Origin of the sequence: Streptomyces luteogriseus (genome assembly GCF_014205055.1) — a bacterium.
Classification (GTDB): Bacteria; Actinomycetota; Actinomycetes; order Streptomycetales; family Streptomycetaceae; genus Streptomyces; species Streptomyces luteogriseus.
The window spans coordinates 4,429,895-4,450,445 of record NZ_JACHMS010000001.1; the positions used below are offsets into that span (position 1 = coordinate 4,429,895).

14 protein-coding genes are annotated in these 20,551 nt (G+C 73.9%); 8 read left to right on the top strand and 6 right to left on the bottom strand.

The window, feature by feature from the left end:
- Positions 1 to 90 precede the first annotated feature (90 nt).
- Complete coding sequence (locus BJ965_RS19455) at positions 91 to 4,575, top strand: WD40 repeat domain-containing protein (RefSeq protein ID WP_184909820.1); 4,485 nt, start codon at positions 91 to 93, stop codon at positions 4,573 to 4,575.
- A gap of 225 nt (positions 4,576 to 4,800) precedes the next feature.
- Here the strand turns inward: BJ965_RS19455 and BJ965_RS19460 are convergent, their stop codons facing one another.
- From BJ965_RS19460 to BJ965_RS19475, 4 genes are all read right to left on the bottom strand, one after another.
- Complete coding sequence (locus BJ965_RS19460; RefSeq protein ID WP_184909821.1) at positions 4,801 to 5,397, bottom strand: GNAT family N-acetyltransferase; 597 nt, start codon at positions 5,395 to 5,397, stop codon at positions 4,801 to 4,803.
- Between the two features lie 68 nt (positions 5,398 to 5,465).
- Complete coding sequence (locus BJ965_RS19465; protein WP_184909822.1) at positions 5,466 to 6,005, bottom strand: DinB family protein; 540 nt, start codon at positions 6,003 to 6,005, stop codon at positions 5,466 to 5,468.
- Positions 6,002 to 6,481, bottom strand: coding sequence for a hypothetical protein (locus BJ965_RS19470; protein WP_184909823.1), 480 nt, complete (start codon positions 6,479 to 6,481; stop codon positions 6,002 to 6,004). Before BJ965_RS19470 ends, BJ965_RS19465 begins: the two co-directional genes overlap by 4 nt.
- 37 nt (positions 6,482 to 6,518) lie before the next feature.
- Positions 6,519 to 7,385 (bottom strand): bifunctional DNA primase/polymerase, encoded by an 867-nt coding sequence (locus tag BJ965_RS19475; RefSeq protein ID WP_184909824.1) that lies wholly within the window; start codon positions 7,383 to 7,385, stop codon positions 6,519 to 6,521.
- A 370-nt stretch (positions 7,386 to 7,755) separates the two neighbouring features.
- On the opposite strand from BJ965_RS19475, the gene BJ965_RS19480 reads away from it, so the two are divergent.
- The 6 genes from BJ965_RS19480 to BJ965_RS19505 all read left to right on the top strand — a co-directional run bounded on the left by BJ965_RS19480 (position 7,756) and on the right by BJ965_RS19505 (position 13,220).
- Positions 7,756 to 8,082 carry a hypothetical protein gene (locus tag BJ965_RS19480; protein WP_184909825.1) on the top strand — a complete coding sequence of 109 codons (327 nt, stop codon included), beginning with the start codon at positions 7,756 to 7,758 and terminating at the stop codon, positions 8,080 to 8,082.
- Positions 8,083 to 8,244: 162 nt separating this feature from the next.
- Positions 8,245 to 9,159 (top strand): bifunctional MaoC family dehydratase N-terminal/OB-fold nucleic acid binding domain-containing protein, encoded by a 915-nt coding sequence (locus BJ965_RS19485; RefSeq protein ID WP_184909826.1) that lies wholly within the window; start codon positions 8,245 to 8,247, stop codon positions 9,157 to 9,159.
- Entirely contained in the window at positions 9,156 to 9,539 is a 384-nt protein-coding gene (locus tag BJ965_RS19490; RefSeq protein WP_184909827.1) for a MaoC family dehydratase, read from the top strand. Before BJ965_RS19485 ends, BJ965_RS19490 begins: the two co-directional genes overlap by 4 nt.
- Positions 9,536 to 10,708: a lipid-transfer protein gene (locus BJ965_RS19495; protein WP_184909828.1), complete on the top strand. Its 1,173-nt coding sequence runs from the start codon at positions 9,536 to 9,538 to the stop codon at positions 10,706 to 10,708. The genes BJ965_RS19490 and BJ965_RS19495 overlap by 4 nt, the downstream gene beginning before the upstream one ends.
- A 133-nt stretch (positions 10,709 to 10,841) precedes the next feature.
- Positions 10,842 to 11,402 (top strand): SigE family RNA polymerase sigma factor, encoded by a 561-nt coding sequence (locus tag BJ965_RS19500; protein WP_031108631.1) that lies wholly within the window; start codon positions 10,842 to 10,844, stop codon positions 11,400 to 11,402.
- 138 nt (positions 11,403 to 11,540) lie between these two features.
- Positions 11,541 to 13,220, top strand: coding sequence for a long-chain fatty acid--CoA ligase (locus BJ965_RS19505; RefSeq protein WP_184909829.1), 1,680 nt, complete (start codon positions 11,541 to 11,543; stop codon positions 13,218 to 13,220).
- Positions 13,221 to 13,307: 87 nt separating this feature from the next.
- On the opposite strand, the gene BJ965_RS19510 is transcribed toward BJ965_RS19505, so the two are convergent.
- Positions 13,308 to 14,504 (bottom strand): MFS transporter, encoded by a 1,197-nt coding sequence (locus BJ965_RS19510; protein ID WP_184909830.1) that lies wholly within the window; start codon positions 14,502 to 14,504, stop codon positions 13,308 to 13,310.
- Between the two features lie 130 nt (positions 14,505 to 14,634).
- Between BJ965_RS19510 and BJ965_RS19515 the strand changes: the two genes are divergently transcribed.
- Positions 14,635 to 15,213 (top strand): TetR family transcriptional regulator, encoded by a 579-nt coding sequence (locus BJ965_RS19515; protein ID WP_030850179.1) that lies wholly within the window; start codon positions 14,635 to 14,637, stop codon positions 15,211 to 15,213.
- 63 nt (positions 15,214 to 15,276) lie between these two features.
- Here the strand turns inward: BJ965_RS19515 and BJ965_RS19520 are convergent, their stop codons facing one another.
- Complete coding sequence (locus tag BJ965_RS19520) at positions 15,277 to 20,160, bottom strand: hybrid sensor histidine kinase/response regulator (protein WP_184909831.1); 4,884 nt, start codon at positions 20,158 to 20,160, stop codon at positions 15,277 to 15,279.
- Between the last annotated feature and the right edge of the window lie 391 nt (positions 20,161 to 20,551).

The window sequence follows — 20,551 nt, forward strand, 5'->3', positions numbered from 1 at the left end:
GGGGCTAGCGGACGGTATTGCCGCAGGTCAGCCGTATAGAGTGAGTTTTCCGGTCCGGACGTCCAGGCGTGGAAGTAAGGAGCTGAGACCTTGAGTTCCGACTCGGGGGCACGCACCGCCTTCGCGGAACGCCTCGCGCTGCTGTACAAGGAAGCCGGCAACCCTCCCCTCAAGCGGGTGTCCGAGGCGGTGGTCCGGCTCCAGCGCGTCGATGAACGCGGGCGGCCCGTGCGGGTGTCCGCCCAGCGCATCAGCGACTGGCGGCGGGCCCGGAACGTGCCGGCCCAGTTCCCCGCCTTGGCGGCGGTGCTGCACGTGCTGATCCCCGACGCGCGGCGCTCGCGGCCCACGCCGGTCTCCCCCGGTCTGTACGACCTCGGCCAGTGGCAGCGGCTGTGGGAACGCGCGGTGGCCGACCCGGTCGGCGAGCGTCCGGCCGCGTCCGAGGCCGAGGAGCGGCAGCGGCCCGCCGACGAGACCGCGTCCGCGCCCGGGGGGGTGTGCCCGTACCGGGGGCTGGCCTCCTACCGGCGGGAGGACGCCCGGTGGTTCTTCGGCCGGGAGCGGAGCACGGACGCGCTCGTCACCCAGCTCGGGGCCGTCGCGGGGGCGGGTGGGCTGGTCATGCTCGTGGGCGCGTCGGGGGCGGGGAAGTCCTCGCTGCTGAACGCCGGTCTGGTGCCCGCCCTGCGGGACGGCGCGCTGGGCGGTGACGACGGCCACGGCGAAGGCGACGGTGCCGACGGCGGGAGCGGCCGGGCGCGAGAGGTCGTGCAGCTCGTACCGGGCGGAGATCCGCTGGCGGAACTGAGCCGGTACATCCCCGAGCTGGCACCCGTCGTCTCCGCCTCGATCCCGCCCGGACAATCCCCGCCCCGGTCGGCGGCAGTGGGATCCGCAGCCTTCCCCGGAGACGGACCCGGATCTTCCGCCGCTTCTCCCGCGGAGGGACCGGGACCTTCCGCCGCCTCTCCCGCCGAGGGACGGGGGGCTTCCGCCGCCTCTCCCTCGGAGGTACCCGGATCTTCCCCCGCCTCTCCCGCCGAGGGACCGGGACCTTCCGCCGCCTCTCCCTCGGAGGGACCCGGATCTTCCGCCGCCTCCCTCGCGGAGGCACCCGGGCCTTCCCCCGCCGGGAGCACCGCACCCTCCCCCGTGGAGCGACCCGGATCCTCCCCGGCGGGCCCCACCCCGGCAGCGCCCACCCCGCCTCCCTCCCCCGCGGACCCCACCCCGCAGCAGCCCGGAGGCCCGACCACCCCGGAATCCGACGCTCCGCCCCTCACCGACGCCCCTCGTTTCACCACGGCCCCGCCCCTCACCACCCCGCCCTCCCCCGAAGCCGTCCGCGCCGCCGTCTCCGCCTGGGCCCGGCGCGCCGACCCCTCCGGCGCCCGTCCGGTCGTCATCGTCGACCAGTTCGAGGAGACGTTCACCCTCTGCCCCGACGAGGCGGAGCGGCGTACCTTCATCGAGGTCCTGCACGCCGCCTGCTCGCCCGCCGGCCCCGGCGAACCGGCCCCGGCCGTCGTGGTGCTGGGCATACGCGCCGACTTCTACGACCGCTGCCTGCGGTACCCCGAGCTGGCCGACGCGCTCCAGCACCGGCACATGGTGCTCGGGCCGCTGACCACCACGGAACTGCGCGAGGCGGTGACCGGCCCCGCGAAGGCCGTCGGCCTGGAGCTGGAACCGGGGCTCGCGGAGCTGATCGTCCGGGAGGTCAGCACGGACGGCCCGCGCGGCGCGCACGACGCCGGTGTGCTGCCGCTCCTCTCGCACGCCCTGCTCGCGACCTGGCAGCGCCGGAAGGCGGGCCGGCTCACCCTGGCCGGTTACCGCGCGGCCGGTGGCATCCAGGGCGCGGTCGCGGCGACGGCCGAACGGGCCTGGACCGGCCTCGACCCCGCCGCGCGCACCGCGGCCCGGCTGCTCCTGCTCCGCCTGGTCCGGCTGGGCGAGGACACCCAGGCCACGCGCCGCCGCGGCACCCGGCGTCAGCTGGCGGAGGAGTCGACCGACCCGGGCAAGACGGAGGAGTCCCTGGAAGCGCTGGTCCGCGCCCGGCTGGTGACGCTCGACGCGGAGACCGTGGAGATCACCCACGAGGCGCTGCTGCACGCCTGGCCGCGCCTGCGCGACTGGATCGACGAGGACCGGCAGGACAATCTGCTGCGCCAGCGTCTGGAGGAGGACGGCCGGGCCTGGGAGGAGTCGAACCGCGACACCTCACTGCTCTACCGGGGCTCCCGGCTGGAGCAGGCCCACGGCTGGGCGAGAACCGCCGGGGACACGTTCCTGACCCGCAGCGCCGTGGAGTTCCTGGCCGCGTCGGTCCGGCTGCGCAGGCGGATCACCTGGATCAGCCGGGGGGCGGTGGCGACCCTGGTCGTGCTGGCGATACTGGCGGCCGGGTCGGCAGTCGTCGCCTGGAAGCAGCGGGACGAGGCCGTCTTCGAGCAGGTGCTCGCGCAGTCCGACCGCGTGCAGGACACCGATCCATCGCTGTCCGCGCAGCTCGACCTGGTGGCACACGGTCTGCGGCCGGACGACAAGGGCGCGAACAGCCGTCTGATCTCGATCGTGAACGCCCCGCTCTCCACGCCCCTCACCGGCCACACGGGCGCCGTCTACCTCACGACCTTCAGCCCGAACGGGCGGATCCTGGCCACCGCCAGCTACGACCGGACCGTGCGGCTGTGGGACGTCTCCGACCCCAAACGCCCGAAGCCGCTGGGCAAGCCCCTGACCGGGCACACGAGCTGGGTGAGCAGCGCGGTCTTCAGCCCGGACGGCCGGACGCTCGCCAGCGCTTCCGACGACGGCACCGTACGGCTGTGGGACGTGTCCGACCCCGGGCATCCGAAGTCGCTCGGCAAGCCTCTGACCGGTCACGACGGCACGATCTACCTGATCGCCTTCAGCCCGGACGGGCGCACGCTGGCCTCCGCGGGCGACGACCACACCGTCCGGCTGTGGAACACGGCCGATCCGCGCCGGCCGCGGGCCCTGGGCGAACCCTTGACGGGGCACACGGCCGCCGTGCGCTCGGTGGCGTTCGGACCGGACGGCAGGACACTGGCCGCGGGGGGCGACGACGGCACGATCCGGCTGTGGGACGTGTCCGACCCCGCGCGCCCGGAGCCCGTCGGGAAGCCGCTGACCGGGCACACGGCCACCGTGCACTCCGTGGCCTTCAGCCCCGACGGCCGCACCCTCGCCAGCGGCAGCGCGGACGGCACCGTACAACTGTGGAACATGGCCGGCCCGGGCCGCCCGGCCGAGATCGGCGCGCCGCTGACCGGTCACACCGGGCCGGTCTGGTCCGTGGCCTTCAGCCCCGACGGGAACATGCTCGCCGCGGCCAGCGCGGACAGCACCGCGAGCCTGTGGAAGGTCAGCGATCCGGCGTACCCGGCGCAGGTCGGCGGGCCCCTCGCGGGCAGCAGCGGCGAGATGTACGCGCTTGGCTTCAGCCCCGACGGGCGCACCCTCGCCACCGGGGCGGGCGACAACAAGGTCCGCCTGTGGTCGCTGCCGACGTCGGACATGACCGGCCGGACCGGGGTGTTCCGGCCGGACGGGCGGCTGCTCGCGACGGCGGCGCGGGACGGGCGGATCCGGCTGTGGGACGTGCGGACGCCCGGCAGGCCGGTGCGGCTGGGCGAGCCGTTCCGGCCGGGCAAGGGCGACGTGCGCTCCCTGGAGTTCGCCCCGGACGGCCGCACCCTCGCGGTCGTCACGGGTGACCGGGTGGTCGAGCTGTGGAACGTCGGTGATCCCGGACACCCGGTCCGCCACGGCTCTCCCGCCCCCCTGCACATCCGGTACGCCGACCCGCTGGCCTTCAGTCCGGACGGGCGGGTCCTGGCCACCGCCTACGACGACCGCACCATCCAGCTGTGGAACGTGAGCGACCCGGCCCGCCCGCGCCCGCTCGGCAAGCCTCTCGCCGGTCACAAGGGCTATGTCAACCACCTCGTGTTCAGCCCGGACGGCAGGACGCTCGCCAGCGGCAGCGCGGACGGCACGATACGGCTGTGGAACGTGACCGCCCCCGGCCGGGCGGCCCTGGTCGGGAAGCCGCTGCGGGGCCACCTCGGAGCGGTCAACGCGCTCGCCTACAGCCGCGACGGCCGCACGCTGGCCAGCGCCGGTGACGACAACTCGGTCCGCCTCTGGGACATCTCGGCCCCCGCCGAGGCCTCCCAGCAGGCCCGGCTCACGGGCCACGCGGAGGCGGTCGTGTCGCTGACGTTCAGCCGGGACGGCCGCACCCTGGCCAGTGGCGGCAACGACAGCACCGTCCGGCTGTGGAACGTCTCCGACCCCTCGCACGCCACCGCGATCGGCCAGTCGATGAGCCCCCACTCCAAGACCGGCACCTTCCTGGCGTTCAGCCCGAACAGCCACATGCTGGGGGTGTCGAGCGGCGCGGACACCATCCGGCTCTGGGATCTCGACGTCGACACGGCCGTCCGCCGCATCTGCTCGATGACCCGGGGCGTGCTGACGCAGGACACCTGGCGGGAGTACCTGCCCCGGCTCTCCTACGATCCGCCGTGCGAGGGCTGACGAGGCCCTCTCGCCCAACGGGCCCGGCAGGCAGGGCAGTTGCGTGATACGAGTCACAACCGGGGATTCCTGACGGTCAGTCGGCTCGTGGTGCGCAAGCGCTTGTTACCCTTGGCCATAGCTCGACCGCTGGTGCATCCCCCGTCGCCAGCGGTCGAGCCTTTTTCAGCGTCCTTTTCAGCGCCTTGTTCAACGCCCTGTTCAGCGCAGGCCGAGGCGCATCTCTCAGCGCCGGCCGAGGCCCACCTCTCCGCGCAGATCGAGGCGCATCAGAACCCGGGGATGGCCGGCCAGGACCGAGGTCGTGTCCGCCGCGTGGACGAAGCCGGCGCGTTCGAAGTTCTTCCGCAGACCCGCGTACGCCATCGTCAGGTCGACCTTGGCGTCGCCGTTGTCCAGGGGGTACGCCTCGATCACCGGTGCGCCCCGGTCCCGGGCGAACGCGACCGCGCCGGCGATGAGGGCGTGCGAGATGCCCTGCTTGCGGTGGCCGGGGCGGACCCGGACGCACCAGAGCGACCACACGGGCAGGTCGTCGACGTGCGGGATCTTGCGGTTGCGGGCGAACGAGGTGTCCGCGCGAGGGGCGACGGCGGCCCAGCCGACCGGTTCGTCACCGTCGTAGGCGAGCACGCCCGGGGGCGGCTGCGCGCGGCACAGCTCGGCGACGTACTCGCCGCGGGCCGGGCCGCGCAGTTCGTTGTTGAGCCGGGACGGGATCCGGTAGCTCAGACACCAGCAGACGTTCGCCCCGGGCGACTTCGGCCCGAGCACGGCACGGACGTCCTCGAAGTCCCCGGCCGGCCGGACATCGATGCTCATGCCCCCACGATGTCACGCACGGGGCGGGTCGTGCCCCGGGAGACGGGCCCCGGCCGGGCCGAACGCGTTCAGCGCACCTCGCCCTGTGCGGACGCCACCCGCAGCAGCCGCAGTTGGCCGATCTCGGCCACGTTCTTCATCAGCTCCGCGTTCACCCAGGCCAGCATGTGGGCGACGGTGTACTCGGGGTCGTCCGGCGAGGGGAACGAGGCCGCGGTGTCCAGGTCCGGGTCGGTGAGGTCGTCCAGGACCTTGACCCACTCGGTGCGCAGGCCGCGCAGCCACTCCACCGTGGGAGCGCCCTCGCCGGGCCACTCGATGTCCTCGCGGTCGCGGGGCGGGCGGCCCTGGGCGTGGTCGAGGGTGACGCTCCACCACCATCCGAGGTGCCAGCTCACCCAGGCGAGGGTGGGGACCGGGACCGGGTCGGGTTCGGCGTCCGCCCAGTCCGGGACCCAGCCGCCGTCGGGCCCCCGGCGCACCGTCCAGCAGTGCGCCGCGGGCTCCCACAGGAAGTCCTCCGGCTCCAGCCGCTCCAGGTGGTACTCGAACAGCGACCAGGTCAACTCGAACTGCCGGCGCAGCAGTTCCGTACGGGAAGCGCTCATCGGACGACCCTACGCACGCGCCCGGGGGCGTCGCGAGCCAATAACGGCCAGTCGAGGTTCCGCAGCGCGGGCTCGGCGTCGCAGCCCGAGGGCAGGCGGGGTGTGGACTGGAACCAGACGACGGTCAGGCGCGAGCGGTAGGCGACCGGGTCGCGGGCCGGGTCCAGGGCCGCGGAGTGGAACGTGCCGAGGCAGGCCACGGCGGGCAGCACCTCGACCGGCCCGAGGCCGCCCGCGTACTGGTCGGGGTACTCGCGCCGGGGTGGGACGAGGTGCACCGGCGTGCCCGGGCGGGACCGCTCGGCGGCCCGCAGCAGCTCCCGGATCCGCAGGTCGTTCAGCGGCTTGCAGGGGTAGCCGTCCTGGAGGTCGCCGTAGGTCGAGGAGAAGCGCAGCTCGGCGAGGTCCACCGGGCGGCCGGAGACCAGGACGAGGCGGGCGAGCGCCAGGGCCGGCGCTTTTGCGTGGTGGTGCATCGAGGTCTTTCGCTGGTGGTGATGGGCGGGGCCGTGCTCACGGCCGGTGCCCCGTCATCCGTGCCGCCGACGCGATCGTCGTCCGCGCCTCCCGCTCGGACAGGCCGGTGTGGAGCGCCGCGTCGACCAGGGGAGCCACGAGCGCGGGGCCGATGCCGTCCTCGTAGGCCCGGCAGGCCGCCCAGAACAGGCGGGTGTTGCGCTGGCCCTCGTGCGCGGCCAGGACGAACTGGACCAGGCCCTGGCCGTGCCCGCCGACCGCCGTGGGCCCCGGGTGGTCGGCGCGGGGCGGCGGGAGCAGCAGCCGTAGCAGGGAGCGCGGGCAGGGGGCCGGGGCGAGGTGCGAGGTGCCGGGGGCGGCGGCGTACACGCCCTGGTCCGTGCGGGAACCGGGGCCGACCAGGTAGCCGCCCGCGCCCCGGATGTCGATGCCGGGGGCGAGCCGGCCCGCCGAGTTGGGGACGACCACCTCGGGCGGGCCGCTCAGCCACAGGTGCCGTCCGCCGGACGGGGTCACGACGACCACGGTCGGCGGGATCGTGAACAGGTGCCGCAGCGCCAGCTCGCGCAGGGCGGCCGAGGAGTCCGTGCCGGTCTTCACGTCCAGGTCGAGGCCGATCAGATGGTGCGGGGGCAGCCCACAGGCGATGCCGTAACCGGTCGCCCAGGGCGCGGCGGCGAACAGCTCGCGGATGCGGTCCGGGTCGCTGGAGGCGTCGTACACCCCGTGCCCGAGCCGACCGCAGGCGCCGTGGCAGGGGGAGGGGGCGGGGTCGTCGCGGTGCGGGGAGCGCAGGGCCGGGAGCTTGGAGCGGGACAGGGGGATGACGGCCAGTCCGCGTTCGGCGGCTGACAGGGCGTGCGCGAGGGCCAGCGTCGTGGCCTGCCGGTCGGTGGTGGCCATGACTCTAGTTTCGTACGTGCGTTCGAAAAAGGAAAGAGGGAGCGGGTGCGACGCGCCGGGGCGGGGTGGTGGCGGGGAAAGTGCGGGAACGCTTCGCCCCTTGCGGCACCCGGGTTCGAGCGCCCCCTTTCGCTCCCGTCCGGTACGGAAGTGGCGGATAGGGGTTTATCGACATGTCCTCACGCTTGCGTGCGAATAGCGGCTTCCGGTGTGGTTCGCCGGGGATTCGGTGGGCAACTCTGGACTCGCGACGTCGAGCAGCGCACCGGGGTGGCCGGCCAACTTCCCTGGTGACAGCAGTGGTTCACGCACCTGGCGTTCATGAGCCGGTGCGTCCTCGGTTCCGGAAAGTCCTGGAGGGACAAGAAACATGGCAAGCATCCGTACCGCCCGCGTCATCGCAGCCGTCTCCGCCCTTCCGCTCGCGGCCGCCCTCTTCACCGGTGTCGCGACGGCGGACAACGGCGCCTTCGCGGACAACGGATCCATCGCGTCCGTCACGGAGGCCGAGCAGGGCAACCTCGGCAGCGGCGTCGGCGGCGACAACTTCGGCACCGTGGCCACCACCCAGCAGCAGGCGGTGGGTGACGGCGCCTCGAACCAGAGCAACACCGCCCAGGTCAACGGCTCGGAGTTCGCGGCCGTCAACCAGGGCAACGCCAACACCGCCGTCAGCTTCTCCCCGCTGTGGTGGTGAGCTGACCGGGGCCGGTGCGGCGGCATCGGCCCGGGTGTCGCGGGGGGTGTGTCTCGTGGGGTGACAAGCGTCTGAGCGGCGGTGCTCCGGTACCGCCGCGCAGGCGTTCTCGCGTCTGCGCGGTCTTGACGGGGCGCCGTATCTGACGGACAGTCAGACATCGTGAATGGTGAGCCGGAGGTCCACGAGGAGTTCGAGGCGCGCCTGAAGGCCTACGAGGGCCGGTCGGCCGCCGCCACCGGAGTCGGCCGGGACCCGGTCAACGAGCCGATGATCAGGCACTGGTGCGAGGCCATGGGCGACACCAGCCCCGCGTACACGGGACCGGACGCCATCGCTCCGCCCACCATGCTCCAGGCGTGGACCATGGCCGGCCTCACCAGCCGCCCGGAGCGCACGGCCGCCTACGACGAACTCCTCACCCTGCTCGACGAGTCGGGCCACCACGCGGTCGTCGCCACCGACTGCGAACAGGAGTACCTGCGCCCGCTGCGCCCGGGCGACGAGATCACCTTCGACTCGGTGATCGAGTCGGTGTCCGGCCGCAAGGCCACGAAGCTCGGGGCGGGTTACTTCGTCACCACCCGCACGGACGTCCGCGCGAACGGCGAGCCCGCCGGCACCCACCGCTTCCGCATCCTCAAGTACGCCCCCGCACACCGGTCTTCGAAGCCGGCCGAACGCCGCCCTCGCCCCGTCGTCAACCGCGACAACGCCGGCTTCTGGGAGGGCGTGGCCCGCCATGCGCTCCTCATCCAGCGTTGTACCACCTGCACCACTCTCCGTTTCCCCTGGCTGCCGGGCTGCGGCACCTGCGGCTCCCCCGACTGGGACACCGTCGAGGCGAGCGGCGAGGGCAGGGTCTACTCCTACGTCGTCATGCACCACCCGCCCTTCCCGGCCTTCGAACCGCCGTACGCGGTCGGCCTGATCGAACTCGCCGAGGGCGTGCGGATCGTCAGCAACGTGGTGGGCGTGCCGTACGACAAGGTGCGGATCGGCATGCCGGTGCGGCTGGAGTTCCGGCGCTACGACGACGAACTGGTGCTGCCCGTCTTCCAGGGGGTGACGCCGTGAGGGCCGGTGACCGGCTCCCGCCGCTGGAGATCCCGGTCACCCGCACCCTGATCGTCGCCGGGGCGATCGCCTCCCGCGACTACCAGGACGTCCACCACGACCCGGACCTGGCGCGGCAGAAGGGCTCCCCCGACATCTTCATGAACATCCTGACGACCAACGGCCTGGTCGGCCGCTACATCACCGACCACTTCGGCCCGCGGGCGCAGCTGCGCCGGGTCGCCATCCGGCTCGGCGCGCCCAATCACCCCGGCGACACGATGGTGCTGACCGGCACGGTCGAGGAGGTCGACGGTGACACGGCGACCGTCCGGGTCGTCGGCGCGAACGGCCTCGGAGAGCACGTCACCGGCACCGTGACGGTGAGGGTCCCGGCATGAGCCCCGCAGGGCGGGACGGACTCGGCGGCCGAGCGGCCGTCGTCGGTGTGGGTGCCACCGCGTTCTCCAAGGACTCGGGCCGCAGCGAACTGCGCCTCGCCGTCGAGGCGGTGCGGGCGGCCCTCGCGGACGCGGGGCTGACACCGGCCGACGTCGACGGAATGGTCACCTTCACCATGGACACCAGCCCCGAGATCACCGTCGCCCAGGCGGCGGGCATCGGGGAGCTCTCCTTCTTCTCCCGCGTCCACTACGGCGGCGGCGCGGCCTGCGCCACCGTCCAGCAGGCCGCCCTGGCCATCGCCGCGGGCGTGGCCGACGTGGTGGTCTGCTACCGGGCGTTCAACGAGCGCTCGGGCCGCCGCTTCGGCTCCGGGGTGCGGCACCGGGAACCCTCGGCGGAGGGCGCGGCCCTCGGCTGGTCGCTGCCGTTCGGCCTGCTCACCCCGGCCTCCTGGGTGGCGATGGCAGCCCAGCGCTACCTCCACACCTATGGGCTGACCCCCGAGGCGTTCGGGCATGTGGCGGTCGTCGACCGGAAGTACGCGGCGACCAACCCGGCGGCGTACTTCCACGGCCGCCCCATCACGCTGGCCGACCACGCCGCCTCGCGCTGGATCGTCGAACCGCTGCGGCTGCTGGACTGCTGCCAGGAGACGGACGGCGGCCAGGCCCTCGTCGTCACCTCCGTCGAACGGGCCCGGGACCTGCCCCACCCGCCCGCCGTGATCGCGGCGGCCGCCCAGGGCGCCGGACGCGCGCAGGAGCAGATGACGAGCTTCTACCGCGACGACCTGACCGGCCTGCCCGAGACCGCGGTCGTGGCCCGGCAGCTGTGGCGGACCTCGGGGCTCGGGCCGGCCGACATCGACGTGGGCATCCTCTACGACCACTTCACGCCATTCGTGCTGACGCAGCTGGAGGAGTTCGGCTTCTGCGGCCCCGGCGAGGCGGCGGACTTCGTGGCCGAGGAGCACCTGCCCCTCAACACACACGGCGGGCAGCTGGGGGAGGCGTATCTGCACGGCATGAACGGCATCGCGGAAGCCGTCCGGCAGATCAGGGGCACCGCGGCGAACCCGGTGCCCGGAGCCGGGCGGGTCCTGGTGACGGCGGGGACGGGCGTACCCACGTCGGGACTCGTACTGACCGCCGACCCGCAGGGGTGAACCCGCAGTACCCGGGGGCCGCCGCTCCACCTGTAGGAGGTGCGGCAGGCCCTACCCATACAACCTGAGGGGGACCCCGCTTCGGGACCTGCGGCCGATCCGCTCGCGGTGCTCCCGCTCATAGCGTTGAGCCATGACCACACTCGTCTGCACGAGCGCTTCGAAGGCGGCCGGACCAGCGGCGCAGACCCTTCCGTACCCGTCGTTCTCGTCGTACGTCAGGGCCCGCCAGCCGGTGCTGCTGCGTACCGCCCGCTCGCTCACCGGCAACCCGAGCGACGCGGAGGACCTGCTGCAGACCGCCCTCACCAAGACGTACGTCGCCTGGGAGCGCATCGAGGACCACCGCGCCCTCGACGGCTATGTGCGCCGGGCCCTGCTGAACACCCGGACCTCGCAGTGGCGCAAGCGCAAGGTCGACGAGTTCGCCTGCGAGGAGCTGCCCGAGCCGGACCCGGTCCCGGGCGGTGACGACCCGGCCGAGCAGCAGGCACTGCGCGACGCGATGTGGCGGGCGATCATGCGGCTGCCCGCCCGGCAGCGGGCGATGGTGGTCCTCAGGTACTACGAGGACCTCAGCGAGGTGCAGACGGCCGAGGTGCTCGGCGTTTCGGTGGGTACGGTGAAGTCGGCCGTCTCCCGGGCGCTCGGCAAGCTCCGCGAGGACGCTGAGCTGGGGCTTGTCCGCCAGTGAAGGTGCCAGTGAAGGGCTGTCCCGCCCGGCTGTGAGCCGACCCTCCGGCATGGCGTGATGTGATCGATCGCCCGGTCCTAGTGACATACCGCGCGGTATGTGCGCAGAATCAGCGCAACCTTTACCACCGCGTAGGCAATGTCGCCCCGGGAGGACGCCGTGCTGAGCACGATGCAGGACGTACCGCTGCTGATCTCGAGGATCCTGACCCACGGGTCGACGATCCACGGGACCTCGCAGGTGACCACCTGGACCGGTGAGGACGAGCCGCACCGCCGCTCGTTCGCGGAGATCGGCGCCCGCGCGGCCCAGCTGGCCCACGCGCTGCGGGAGGACCTCGGCGTCACCGGCGACGAGCGCGTCGCGACCCTCGCCTGGAACAACGCGGAACACGTCGAGGCCTACTTCGCGATCCCGTCCATGGGTGCGGTCCTCCACACCCTGAACCTCCGCCTCCCGCCCGAGCAGCTGGCCTGGATCGTCAACCACGCCGCCGACCGCGTGATCATCGCCAACGGTTCGCTGCTCCCGCTGCTCGCCCCGCTGCTGCCGCATCTGAAGCCGGTCGAGCACGTGGTCGTCACGGGCCCCGGAGACCGCTCCCTCCTCGCCGACGCGGCCGTCAGCGTCCACGAGTACGAGGACCTGATCGCCTCCAAGCCGACCTCCTACGACTGGCCCGAGCTGGACGAACGCCAGGCCGCCGCCATGTGCTACACCTCCGGCACCACCGGCGATCCCAAGGGCGTGGTCTACAGCCACCGCTCCATCTACCTGCACTCCATGCAGGTCAACATGGCCCAGTCGATGGGCCTGACCGACGAGGACACCTCGCTGGTCGTGGTCCCCCAGTTCCACGTGAACGCCTGGGGCCTGCCGCACGCGACCTTCATGACCGGCGTGAACCTGCTGATGCCGGACCGCTTCCTCCAGCCGGCCCCGCTCGCCGCGATGATCGAGGGCGAGCGGCCGACCCACGCCGCCGCCGTCCCCACCATCTGGCAGGGTCTGCTCGCCGAGCTGACGGCGAACCCCCGTGACGTCTCCTCCCTCGGCCAGGTCACCATCGGCGGCTCGGCCTGTCCGCCCGCGCTGATGGAGGCCTTCGACAAGCTGGGCATGCGGGTCTGCCACGCCTGGGGCATGACGGAGACGTCCCCGCTCGGCACCATCGCCCGCCCGCCGGCCGGTGTGGCCGGCACGGAGGAGGAGTTCGCCTACCGCCTCACCCAGGGCCGCTTCCCGGCCGGCGTCGAGGCCCGCCTGACCGGCCCCGGCGGCGAACGCCTCCCCTGGGACGGCGAGTCCGCCGGCGAGCTGGAGGTGCGCGGCGCCTGGATCGCGGGCGCCTACTACAACGGCCCCGACGCCGAACCGCTGCGCCCTGCCGACAAGTTCAGCGAGGACGGCTGGCTCAAGACCGGCGACGTCGGCACCATCTCCGCCGACGGCTTCCTCACCCTCACCGACCGCGCCAAGGACGTCATCAAGTCCGGCGGCGAGTGGATCTCGTCGGTGGAGCTGGAGAACGCGCTGATGTCCCACCCGGACGTCGCCGAGGCGGCCGTCGTGGCCGTCCCCGACGAGAAGTGGGGCGAGCGTCCCCTGGCCACGGTCGTCCTCAAGGAGGGCTCCACCGCCACCTTCGAGACCCTGCGCGCCTTCCTCGCCGACGAGGGCCACATCGCCAAGTGGCAGCTCCCGGAGCGCTGGACGGTCATCGAGGCCGTGCCGAAGACGAGCGTAGGAAAGTTCGACAAGAAGGTGCTGCGCAGGCAGTACGCGCAAGGGGAGCTGGACGTCACGTCCCTCGGCTGACCGGCCGGCCCCCGAGGAGCCCCCGGCCGTGGCCGGGGGCTCTCCCGTATCCGCACGGCGGGCACGCGCGCGTGCCGCTGGACCGCCTCACCGGCGTACGGAGGTCAGCCCCCACCCCAGCACCAGCCACACACCCGCGACCCCGCACACCCCGCCCCACCCGAAGTGGCCGAAGGCGGCGCCCGCGAGGGCCGAGGCGGCCGCGCCGCCCGCGAAACCGGCGACCACATAGGCGGTGTTGGCCGTGGCGGGGGTGGAGGTCGCGGTCAGCGCGAGGGTCTGGTTGGCGACGTGGGAGGCGACCAGCGCGGCGTGCACCGCGATCGCGGCGGCGAACAGCGCCCACAGCACCTGCCCACCCAGCCAGAACAGCGGCACCGACACGGCGGCGATCAGATACGCCGACCGCACGACCCGCGCCGCCCCGAACCGGTCCACCAGTCCGCCCGCCAGCGGCGCCACCGCACTCGCGGTCAGCCCGAACAGCCCGAACAGCCCGGCGGTCGCCGTGGACAGACCGTACTCCGGCCCGGTCAGCAGCAGGGCCAGCGAGGTCCACAGCGCGCTCCACGCACCGAACATCCCGGCCTGCCGCACACATGCCCGCCACAGCTCCGGCGAACTCCGCAGCACCGACGGCAGCGCGACGAGCCCCGCGAACAGCGGGCCTTCCCGGCGCCGCCGCGACGGCAGGACCGCGGCGGTCGCGAGCCCCAGGGCGAGGGTGAGCACGGCCGCGCCCGCGAACACCCAGCGCCAGCCGAAGGCCTGCCCGGCCAGTCCGCCCAGCACCCGGGCCCCGACGATGCCGGTGAAGAGCCCCGCGATGACCGCCGCGACATGGCGGGCACGCCGCTCGGCGGGAGCCCGCTCGGCGACCAGCGGGACGAGCAGCTGGGGGATGACGGTCGCCGCCGAGGCGACGAACATCGCGGCCGCGAGGGCGGCGGCGCCCGGGGCTGCCGCACTGGCACTCAGCGCGAGAGCGGTGACGAGCGTGAGCCCGGCGACCAGCCGACGCCGGTTCGCACTGTCGCCGAGCGGGGCGAAGAACAACAGCCCGACCGCGTAACCGAGCTGGGCGACCGAGGCGATCCAGGCGAGGGCCGAGGGCGCCGAGCCGAAGTCGCGGGCCATGAGCGGGAGCAGCGGCGCGGCGAGGTAGATGTTGGCGGCGGTGACCGCGCTGCACACGGCGATCAGGGTGAGGAAGAGCCCGGGGGCCGGCTCGCGGGTCTGCACGGGGGCCGTGGCCCGGGCGGTGGTGGTGGTGGCTGACGGCATGGGAGGGGACTCCTTGGAGTCGGCTCTAGCAACTAACTGGTTGGTTGGCTGATGGGGGAACAGTCTGGGTCGCCCTGCCATTCCCTGTCAACCAAACAGTTGGTTACCTCGGCGCGCTACCCTCTCCCCCATGGCAGCAAGGGACCCCGAGGCCACCAAGGCCCGGATCTTCGAGGCAGCGGTCGCCGAGTTCGCCCGGCACGGCATCGCGGGCGCCCGCATCGACCGCATCGCCGGCGAGGCGAAGGCGAACAAGCAGCTCATCTACGCCTACTTCGGCAACAAGGCCGAGCTGTTCGCGATCGTCCTCGAGAAGAAGATGCTCCACCTCGCCGAGGCCGTCCCCGTCGACCCGGACGACATCGAGAGCTGGGTCGACCGCCTGATGGACTACCACGCCGCCCACCCGGAGCTGCTGCGCCTGCTCTTCTGGGAGGGCCTCGAGTACGGCAACACCGAACTGCCCCACGAGTCCGACCGCCAGGAGCACTACGCCCGCAAGGTCGCCGCCCTCCGGGACGGCCAGGAGCGCGGCGTCGTCACCGACGCCATCCCGGCGGCCGACCTGCTGTTCCTGCTGACCGCCCTGGCCAACTGGACCGCCGTCGTCCCGCAGATGCGGCGCATCCTCGTCGGCGAGGGGGAGCCGGACCGGGACCGCCTGCGGGCGTCGGTGAAGGAGGCGGCGCGCCGGCTGACGGCACGCTAGGACCTGCCGGGCGGCGGGCGAGACAAGTCCTGGCAGGGCGGCCCGTCCGCACCTGCTGGTCGGTCAGTTGGTGCCGATCCGGCTGAGCAGTTCGACGATCCGGGTCTGGACCTCGGAGCTGGTGGACCGCTCCGCGAGGAACAGCACTGTTTCCCCGGAGGCCAGCCGCGGCAGGTCGGCCTGGTCGACGGCGGCGGTGTAGACGACGAGCGGGGTGCGGTTGAGCTGCCCGTTCGCCCGCAGCCAGTCCACGATCCCGGCGAACCCCTCCTGCCGCCGTTGCACCTGCAGCAGATCCATCACGACCAGGTTCGGCCGGAACTGCCCCGCCAGCGTCACCGCGTCCGCGTCACTCGCGGCCCGCGCGACCTGCATCCCGCGCCGCTCCAGCGTCGCCGTGAGCGCCAGCGCGATCTCCGCGTGCTCCTCGATCAGCAGCACCCGCGGCGGGTGCTGCTCACTGTCGCGCGGCGCCAGCGCCTTCAGCAGGACGGCCGGATCGGCGCCGTACGCCGCGTCCCGCGAGGCCTGTCCGAGTCCGGCCGTGACGAGGACGGGCACCTCGGCGGCCACGGCGGCCTGCCGCAGCGACTGCAGTGCCGTCCGCGTGATCGGCCCGGTCAGCGGGTCGACGAACAGCGCGGCGGGGAAGGCCGCGATCTGCGCGTCGACCTCCTCGCGCGAGTTCACGATCACCGGCCGGTAACCGCGGTCGCTCAGCGCCTGCTGGGTGCTGACGTCCGGCGCCGGCCACACCAGCAGCCGCCGCGGGTTGTCCAGCGGCTCGGGCGGCAACTCGTCGTCCATGGGCTGCGGTCGCGGCGGATCGGCCACCTCGACGGCCCCGCCGGGCCCGTCCAGCGGCTCGGGTCCCTCGGCGGCGTTCTCGTCCGGGGCGCCTATGGCGTACGACCGTCCGCCGCCCTCGGTCATCTGCGCCAGGCGCGACTGACCAGCGAGGGACGGCTGCGCCGGGACGGGAGCGGTGGCCGGGGACGGAATCTGAGCGGCGACGGGCGGCGGCGTGTGATCGGCCGCCGGGTGCGGACGCGCGGCCTGCTCCGGCCGGGACCCCTGATCCCCCTGACGGGGCTGCCCCTGCTCCGGGCGGGCCGCCTGGTCCGTACGCGTCGCCGGGTCGGGCGGCGTGCCCAGCTTGCGGCGCCGGCCCGATCCACCCGGCTGGTGCGGGGGAGGCGTCGCCGACTGCGGCGGAAGGTTCTGCGGGACGGCCTGCGGCACGGGCATGGCCGACGGCTGCTGCACCTGGGCCGCCTGCCGGGTGAACGGCACGCCCTGGCCCAGGGTCCGCACGCTGATCGCCCGCCCCTGCGTGGAGTTCGGATCGACGGGGGACGCCGCGGCCTCCGCGGGCAGCGGCTGAGCCGCCCGCGGCGTGCCCTCCGGCGGCAGCGGCGTGCCCGGCGCGGGGGTGTTCTGCTGCGGGGCCCGGGGCGACGTGCCGTTCGGGTGCGCGGGGTGCGCGACACCGGTCCCGGACGTCTCGTCGGCGGCGGACCAGGGCTGGACGGCGGGGGCGCCGCCGTGCGGCGGGGTTCCGTGGGCGCCCGTGCCTTGAGCAGGCGTGCCCTGGGGCGGGGTGCCCTGCCCGGGAGCGGCCTCCGCAGGGAGCGGCCGTCCGGCGGACTGCTGCTGACCCGGTGCGGCGATGCCCTGCTGCGGCAGTGGCTGGGCCGGGGCGAGAGGCTGGAGGCCCTGCCCAGGGAGGGCGGCCTGCACACTCTGCCCGAGCCCGCCCTGAGCGGGGACGGACACGCCCTGCGGAGCGCCCACCTGGGGGGCGTGCCCCTGAGGGGGCACGGCGTTCCCCTGGGGAGGCACGGTGTTCTCCTGCGGGGCGACCGGCACGCCTTGCGGGGGCACGGTGTTCCCCTGGGCGGCGACTGGCGTGCCCTGCGGCGGCACGGCCGCACCCGGCGCGACGGGGGATGCGGGGACACCGGCCTGGGCGGGCGTGCCCGGCCCGGCCTGCCCCAGGAGGACCTGGCCGGTGGCGTCCTGCGCCGCCGGAACACCCTGCGCCGGACCGCCGGGCACGGCAGCGGCAGGCACGGGACCTGCTGCCGGTGCGGCACCCGGGGCCACGGGGCTCACCTGGCCGGCACTCCCCGGCACCTGCGCTCCGGCCACCCCGGCCGCTTCGGCCGGCTGCGGCGCCGCGACGGCCCGTCGCCGGCGGCCGGTCGGCGCGCTGGTCGGATGCGGCTGCGGCGGAGTGTGATCGGCGGACTGGTCGTGCGGAACGGCGTCGTGTCGGCCCTCCTCGACGGCACCGACGGCACCGACGGCACCCGCACCGGCGGCACCCGCACCGGCAGCACCCGCACCGGGGACAGCCACGGCTTCCGGCCCTTGAACCGGCGCCTGCCCCTGAGGCGGTACCACACCCGGCGTACCCGGCGTACCCGGCATACCCGGCGTACCCGGCACACCCGGCGCTCCCGCGGGCTCGCCGGAACCACCGGCGACCTGCTGCCCCTGCCCGGCCTGAGCCTCCTGCTGAACCGCGGCCTGGGCCGGGCCAGGGGCCGGGACCGGGGCCGGAGACTGATCGGCCTCGGCAGGCGGTAGCGCGAACACCGGACGCGGCCCGGCGGCGGCCTCCTGCGCGGCCGCGGCCCGCTCGTTGGCGGCGGCCAGCGCACGCCGCCGTCGCCCGGTCGGCTGCTGGGCCTGTCCCTGCTCCGCGTCGGCCGAACCCGCGGCCGTACCACCGGAGGACGCCGCGGGCAGCGCCGGTGGCAGCGCGGCCTGCTCACCGGGTTCACGCCTGGCCCGCCGCCCGGAGGGCCCGGGCACACCCTGCGGCGGCACGGTCCCGCCCAGCCCCGTGTTCGAGGCGGCGGCCCCCGCCGCATGCTCGGCAGCCGTCATCACGGCCCCTTCGGCGACACCCTGGACGGCGCTGCCGACAGCGTCCGCACCGGAGTCCTCGGCCGAGCGCCGTCGTCGCCCGGTACCGCTCGACGCGGAGCCCTCACCGGATGCCTGCGCCGGAAGGGCGGCCTGTTCTCCACCGGCCCGGCGCCTGCGCCGCCCGGTGGGCACGGCCCCGTCGGCTCCGGCACCACCGGCCGCGTCGGTTCCGGGACCACCGGCCCCGTCGCCCTCACCGCCCGGAACGTCTCCGTCCAGGAAGGCGTCGGTGGTGGCCCGCCGCGCCCGGCGCCGCCCCCCACCGGAGGTCTGGTCGGAGGTCCGGTCGGAGGGCTCGACGAGGGCGAGCGCGGCGGACTCGTCCACCGGCTGGGCGGCAACGGCCCCGGCCCCGCCCCCGATCGGCACCTCGAGGACGTACGCGCTCCCGCTCATCCCCGGCACGTCATGCGTCTGCAGCACACCGCCGTGGGCCCGGACGATCCCGCGCACGATGGGCTCGTGCACGGTGTCGCCACCGGCGTACGGCCCGCGCACCTCGATGCGTACGACCTCGCCGCGCTGCGCCGCCGCCACCACGACGGTGTTGTCCAGGTAACCACCCGCCGACACGGGCGTGTTGCCGGTCGCGTCGACCCCGGCCACGTCGGCGACGAGATGCGCGAGGGCGGTCGCGAGCAGCCGGGCGTCGACCTCGGCCTCGATGGGCGGCGCGTGCACGGCGAACTGCACCCGCCCGGGCCCGATCAGCTCGACGGCCCCGTCGACGCCGGCGGCGACGACGGCGTCCAGCATCACCTTCGTACGCGAGACGCTCTCGCTGCCGGTGTCGAGCCGCTGGTAGCCGAGGACGTTGTCGATCAGCGTCGTGATGCGCGAGTAGCCGGCCGACAGGTGGTGGAGCACCTGGTTGGCCTCGGGCCACAGCTGCCCGGCGTCGTCGGCGGCCAGCGCGGCCAGCTCGCGGCGCAGCTCCTCCAGCGGCCCGCGCAGCGACCGGCCCAGCAGGGTCAGCAACTGCTCGTGCCGGGCGGCGAGCGCCTCGAACCGGTCCTTCTCGCGTTCACCGAGCGCGGCGTAGCGGTCCTCGTCGGCGGCGAGTTCCTCGGCGTGCCGCTCGGTCAGCTCCTCCAGCTCGGTGACGTGCTGCTGGCGCAGGGCGGTGAGCTCGGAGGCGTGCTCCTCGGCGATCCGTTCCAGTTCCTCGGCGTGCCGCTTCTCCGCGGCTTCCTTCTCCTCGACGACGGCGTCGTACGGCCGCCGGTCGGTGAAGGTCATCACGGCGCCGACGAGCTGGTCGCCGTCGCGCACGGGCGCGGTCGTCAGGTCGGCCGGCACCTTGCCGCCGTCCTTGGAGTACAGCACCTGCCCGCGCACCCGGTGCTTGCGCCCGGAGCGCAGGGTGTCGGCGAGCGGCGAGTCCTCGTAGGGGAAGGGCGAGCCGTCGGCGCGCGAGTGCAGGACGAGGTCGTGCAGTTTGCGTCCGCCGAGATCGCTGGCCCGGAATCCCAGTATCTGGGCGGCGGCCGGGTTGACGAGCACGATCCGCCCGTCGGTGTCGGTGCCGACGACGCCCTCGGACGCGGCCCGCAGGATCATCTCGGTCTGCCGCTGGGACCGGGCGAGCTCGGCCTCGGTGTCCACGGTCCCGGACAGGTCGCGCACGACGAGCATCAGCAGCTCGTCGCCGGTGTAGCCGTAACCGTCGTAGGCCTGCTGCCCGTTCTCGAGATTCGCACTGGTGACCTCGACGGGGAACTCGGTCCCGTCCGTCCTGCGCGCGATCATCCGGGTGGGCTTGGTCCGGGCGTGCGGATCGAGGTGCTCCGGCCGGCGCATGGAGCCGGGGATGAGCTTGGAGTCGAACTGCGGCAGCAGATCGAGCAACCCGCGCCCCACCAGAGCGGTGCCCGGGGTCTCGAAGGCCTCGAGGGCGATGGTGTTGGCGTTGACGACCGTGCCGTTGGCGTTGACCAGCACCAACGCGTCAGGAAGGGCGTCCAGTATGGCTGCGAGGCGAGCAGCGCCTCGGGATGGCCTGCTGCTCACGAGACGCTTCCTCCCTGTTACCGCACCTTGCCGACCGCTCGGGCCATCTTGCCAACCGTCCCGCGGCGTGTCACGCGAGGGAGTCTAAGGGCTGCGGTTGCGCTCGCGACGCCGGATGAGAGCGACGTCGCACGAGGAGGTGACCCCGAACTGACGACCGAGTAACCGCCAAACGCCCGCCCTCCTGCGACGACGTCGCGGGACCTTCGCGGGACCTTTACGACGACGGCGTTTCTGTACCTTTTGGCCGGGCTGGCGTGATGGGGGCGGAGAGTGGCGCAAATGGGGTGTGGGGGCGGGGCGTACGGGGCGTATGGGGCGTACGGGGTGTGCGGGGCAGGGTGGCGGACGCGGCGCGCCACCGACGGCGCGACGCGCTGACGACGCCCCG

Excerpts from the sequence above, each read along its gene's own strand:
- BJ965_RS19460 (WP_184909821.1), bottom strand. The coding sequence starts at position 5,397 with ATGAGCATCGATGTCCGGCCGGCCGGGGACTTCGAGGACGTCCGTGCC.
- BJ965_RS19465 (WP_184909822.1), bottom strand. The coding sequence starts at position 6,005 with ATGAGCGCTTCCCGTACGGAACTGCTGCGCCGGCAGTTCGAGTTGACC.
- BJ965_RS19470 (WP_184909823.1), bottom strand. The coding sequence starts at position 6,481 with ATGCACCACCACGCAAAAGCGCCGGCCCTGGCGCTCGCCCGCCTCGTC.
- BJ965_RS19475 (WP_184909824.1), bottom strand. The coding sequence starts at position 7,385 with ATGGCCACCACCGACCGGCAGGCCACGACGCTGGCCCTCGCGCACGCC.
- BJ965_RS19480 (WP_184909825.1), top strand. The coding sequence starts at position 7,756 with ATGGCAAGCATCCGTACCGCCCGCGTCATCGCAGCCGTCTCCGCCCTT.
- BJ965_RS19495 (WP_184909828.1), top strand. The coding sequence starts at position 9,536 with ATGAGCCCCGCAGGGCGGGACGGACTCGGCGGCCGAGCGGCCGTCGTC.
- BJ965_RS19500 (WP_031108631.1), top strand. The coding sequence starts at position 10,842 with ATGACCACACTCGTCTGCACGAGCGCTTCGAAGGCGGCCGGACCAGCG.
- BJ965_RS19505 (WP_184909829.1), top strand. The coding sequence starts at position 11,541 with ATGTCGCCCCGGGAGGACGCCGTGCTGAGCACGATGCAGGACGTACCG.
- BJ965_RS19510 (WP_184909830.1), bottom strand. The coding sequence starts at position 14,504 with ATGCCGTCAGCCACCACCACCACCGCCCGGGCCACGGCCCCCGTGCAG.
- BJ965_RS19515 (WP_030850179.1), top strand. The coding sequence starts at position 14,635 with ATGGCAGCAAGGGACCCCGAGGCCACCAAGGCCCGGATCTTCGAGGCA.